The organism is Streptococcus sp. WM07 (assembly GCF_004570525.1).
GTDB lineage: Bacteria > Bacillota > Bacilli > Lactobacillales > Streptococcaceae > Streptococcus.
The window spans coordinates 1-3,632 of sequence record NZ_SPPZ01000088.1 but is presented as its reverse complement, the minus strand read 5'-3'; the positions used below and the strand labels follow the sequence as shown (position 1 = coordinate 3,632).

The 3,632-nt window shown below is 40.7% G+C and carries 5 protein-coding genes; 1 reads left to right on the top strand and 4 read right to left on the bottom strand.

What is annotated here, in order from left to right; all coding sequences use genetic code 11:
* Positions 1-122 precede the first annotated feature (122 nt).
* The 4 genes from E4T71_RS08280 to E4T71_RS10070 form a co-directional block, all read right to left on the bottom strand.
* On the bottom strand, positions 123-2,006 hold the full coding sequence (locus tag E4T71_RS08280; RefSeq protein WP_135038844.1) for a hypothetical protein: 1,884 nt from the start codon (positions 2,004-2,006) through the stop codon (positions 123-125).
* 155 nt (positions 2,007-2,161) lie between these two features.
* On the bottom strand, positions 2,162-2,305 hold the full coding sequence (locus tag E4T71_RS09915; protein ID WP_167758504.1) for a hypothetical protein: 144 nt from the start codon (positions 2,303-2,305) through the stop codon (positions 2,162-2,164).
* Between the two features lie 12 nt (positions 2,306-2,317).
* Entirely contained in the window at positions 2,318-2,962 is a 645-nt protein-coding gene (locus E4T71_RS08275; RefSeq protein WP_209304478.1) for an agmatine/peptidylarginine deiminase, read from the bottom strand.
* A 29-nt stretch (positions 2,963-2,991) separates the two neighbouring features.
* Entirely contained in the window at positions 2,992-3,270 is a 279-nt protein-coding gene (locus E4T71_RS10070) for an agmatine deiminase family protein (protein ID WP_368773483.1), read from the bottom strand.
* Positions 3,271-3,418: 148 nt separating this feature from the next.
* Between E4T71_RS10070 and E4T71_RS08270 the strand changes: the two genes are divergently transcribed.
* Positions 3,419-3,632 (top strand): helix-turn-helix domain-containing protein (locus tag E4T71_RS08270; RefSeq protein WP_135034965.1); only part of this gene is annotated, 214 nt, incomplete at its 3' end.

The following is a 3,632-nucleotide window of genomic DNA, read 5'->3' as shown; positions in this document are numbered from 1 at the left end:
ACCGAAAAGATCGCAGGCTTCTGTTCGAGTGTGCCCTTCCTGAACGAAAGAGAGCACACGTTTTCTAAAATCAATACTATAGGTCATAAGTCTATTTTATCACGTATTTTAAAGCGAAACAACTATAATGTATCAGCAGTGCTTTGGAACATGTTTGTTTGGTAATTATTAGACCAAATCGCATGATCTTCAATTAATGGGAAAGCATAAACATAGTCGCTATTAACATGACGGTGTTTTTGGCCAATTGTTCCGTTCCACTTCATCAGTGCTTTATGATCCACATCTGAATCAGAAACAACTTTTCCATATTCATCATCAGAAATAGTCCAAGAAATTCGCAAGCCTGAATTTTGCTGGGTACGTGAAACACCGTACAATCCTTTAAAAGGAATATAGTATGAGCCGTCTGACTTCACAACGCCCACTACTGTTTCAGCGATATGTGAGCCGACCCCATTCGCTGCTTGATAAGCTTCAACAATTTGTTTTTGAGCTGCAGCAAAATCTTCTAAGTTATAACCTTTATTGGCATCTTTCCACTCGTCAAATTGACGTGCCACTTCATCATTCACATATGAAGCAACAACTTTTACACCTGTCGCATTCTGGTCTCCCTTATCCTGAGGAAGAGCTCCACCTTTAATCCATTGATTGGCCAAGGTACCTGGGGCATCCCCATTTTCGTACCAAACATCACCACGAAGTGTACCGTAGTTACCTTGTTCTGCCCATTCTCCTGTATCCGTGCCGGCAGTTGTCCACTCTGATTTTGGTTTTGCCAACCAAGATTCCGTAAAAGGCTTTTCTTGGAGAATAACATGGGAATTAACAATTCGGTTAACACCAGCTGTGAAATCCCAAGACTCATTCTTACGATTGGTCCGTGTGTGGAATCCATACGTTTTATCACCATGTTGGATAACATTATACTTATCTGGATTTGGATTTTCTACCCATGTACGAATAGCAAACTTCCCGTCACCAGCAAGTTGGAATTTATGCTCCGCACCAGAAGCGTCTACTACTGGTTCAGATAGATCAATCACAAATGAACCATCTGCATTCGTAGTTGTATAATAAACTGGCGAAACAAAACCTTTACCATTTACCCACTGGATATAAACTTTCACACCTTCCAACATCTTGGAATTTGAATTCGTTTCAGCTAGCGTACCATCACGATAAAGCCACGCTTGACCTTGGTAAGCCTGACGTTGCATATCTGTTCCAGGTTTATAGATAGCCTCAGTAATATCAAATGGTGGAGTGTTTTGATCGGTACTCATAAGTGCAAGTGCAGTATTATCTCCTGCATATGGTGTAACTGCTCGGAAACGAGAGACATAGGCAGCTTCCAATGAGTTTGTCACATGACTCATATTTGACAAAGTGTCAGCTGTAGCCTGTACCTTATCTTGATTGACTACAGGTTGATCCGAATCAGCTAAGCTAGTAGAAGCTGATGGCAATGATTCTCTAAGGGAATCCTTAGAAGCTGTATCAGCAGTCTCAACAACAGGTGTTGTAGGCTCAGAAATAGGCTCTACTACTGGGGAACTTGTAACAACAGTTTCATTCGCTGCAACAGGTTCACTTTGTTTAGATGCTGATGTAGAAGAAGGGAGGATTGTTGGTTCCCCTGACTTCTCAGTCTCTGAAGAAGAGGATTGACCTTGGTCTTTCTTCTCAGCTGTTTCTACTTTCTTTTCTTCGACTTGAGGTTTTTCTTCCTCAACTAGTGCTGATGAAGTTGGGACATTGAGAGCAGCAACTGGAGCTTGATAAGTTTGACGTTCTTCGTCCGACGTAACCCCGGATGATTGCTCTTCCGTCACCTCTTCCGAAGGAACTTTATCTAGCTCTGGACTAACCTCAACATCACTCGCGCTTACCATTGTAGTTGCCCCTAAGGCAAGTACAAGAGAGCAGCCAAACAGGAAGTGTTTTCCTTTTTTGACCATACGCCAATTAGTTTGTTTAGCACCTTTCCTATTAAAATACATAGTATCCTCCTCATTCTAATGATACAGACTAAGTATACCACAAAAATCAAGCAAACCTAGCTTATTTGACCAATAAAAGAAACCCTTTTTCAAACTAAAAAGTTTTCATAGTTAGATCTGGAATTTTCGACTTCACCGCTGAAACAAGAGAGGCATTAAGTTTCAAGAATTAAATCTAACAAGCATCCTCCATCAACCGCATTGTTCATAAATCTTTCTAGCCCTATCTCCAGATCTTTTAAACTCCCCCAAACTCTTGATTTAAAGACAACAAAAAGAAGGCAGAATTCATTAATCACCTCCTCTTCCTTTTAATAAAGCGGTTGTTGCTGGGTCACACAGTAGATCATACCACTATTTTCATATAGCTTGCTAACGCCAATCCAAACCACTTCCCGACTTGGATAAAGTTTTTGAATGCTATCCATGGCTTCTTGATCATTGGCATCTGAATAGATGGGAACCAAGACAACCTTATTCCCCACGTAAAAATTGACGTAACTGCCCTTGTAATCGAGCCCCTTGACATTTTTCTTAGTCAGAGGTAACTCCGTGAGTTCATAAGGCTCCCCCTTTACATTTTGAACCCTATAAAGAATCTCTAAATCCTTTAATTCAAAAAAATCGACCTTACTCACAGCTACCATGCGGTTCTCATCGACAAAACGGGCAATCGCATCACTGTGGGCATCGGTAATATCCTCACCACTGACACCCTCTAACAAGATAAAGTTTTCAGCTCCAAGATACTTTGTTAGGTAAACTTCTGCTTCCTCCTGACTCATGCCAGAATTCCAATTCTTATTCAAAACCGCACTACGAGTCAGCATGGCAGTAACGTGTCCATCCAACTCAACTGAGCCACCTTCTAATACAAAGTCAGATACATCTATCCATGAATAACCTGTGGCTTCTGCCACACGCTGAGGAATCACATCATCATTTTGGTACTCCATCTTATCACCCCAGCCATTGAAACCAACATCTACAATTCGCAGTTCTCCAGAAGTCTACGAACACGCGCTTCTTCCTGCTCATCATAGACCATGATATGAACCTTCTCATACGTGTATAGAGACTTAGCCATTTGTACCCAAATCTGTTCAATGGATTTTTGATAAGCTTTACCATAAGTCTTAGCATGCAACCAAGTTAAGCAAGCCCCCTCATGCTTCTCATCCCCTGCAGGAAAAGTATATTTCTCCATCGCAGCCATCCCCTTATTCAACAGTAAACCAGCTCCCAAACTCACCAAAGCCAACATTGCCAATAGCTATCCCATCCATTTTTTCATCACAGAACTTCATCAACCTCTTCTTTCCTTCTAGGTGGTCTATAGAATAACACGAAAAAAGAAGAGGATACAAATGATACTTAACAAAAAAAACAAAAATAGCTGTATACTATAAGGTATGAAAGTCGAACTAAATGAATATCAAATTAGCGAATTGAAGCAAGCCCTGAAAGATAAAAAGAATGCACAGCACCATAGGAAAATTCAAGCTCTCATTCTCTACTCTGAATGTCAGAATTTAACAGCAGTAGCTAAATCAGTAGGTTTTGTTCATCAAACTGTACGAAACTTATTGAACCGTTATCTAGAAGGAGGTTTAGAGGCACTCCTTA

Bases quoted from the DNA above. Each gene is read 5' to 3' on its own strand.
- E4T71_RS08280 (WP_135038844.1), bottom strand. From the start codon at position 2,006: ATGTATTTTAATAGGAAAGGTGCTAAACAAACTAATTGGCGTATGGTC.
- E4T71_RS08275 (WP_209304478.1), bottom strand. From the start codon at position 2,962: ATGGAGTACCAAAATGATGATGTGATTCCTCAGCGTGTGGCAGAAGCC.
- E4T71_RS10070 (WP_368773483.1), bottom strand. From the start codon at position 3,270: ATGTTGGCTTTGGTGAGTTTGGGAGCTGGTTTACTGTTGAATAAGGGG.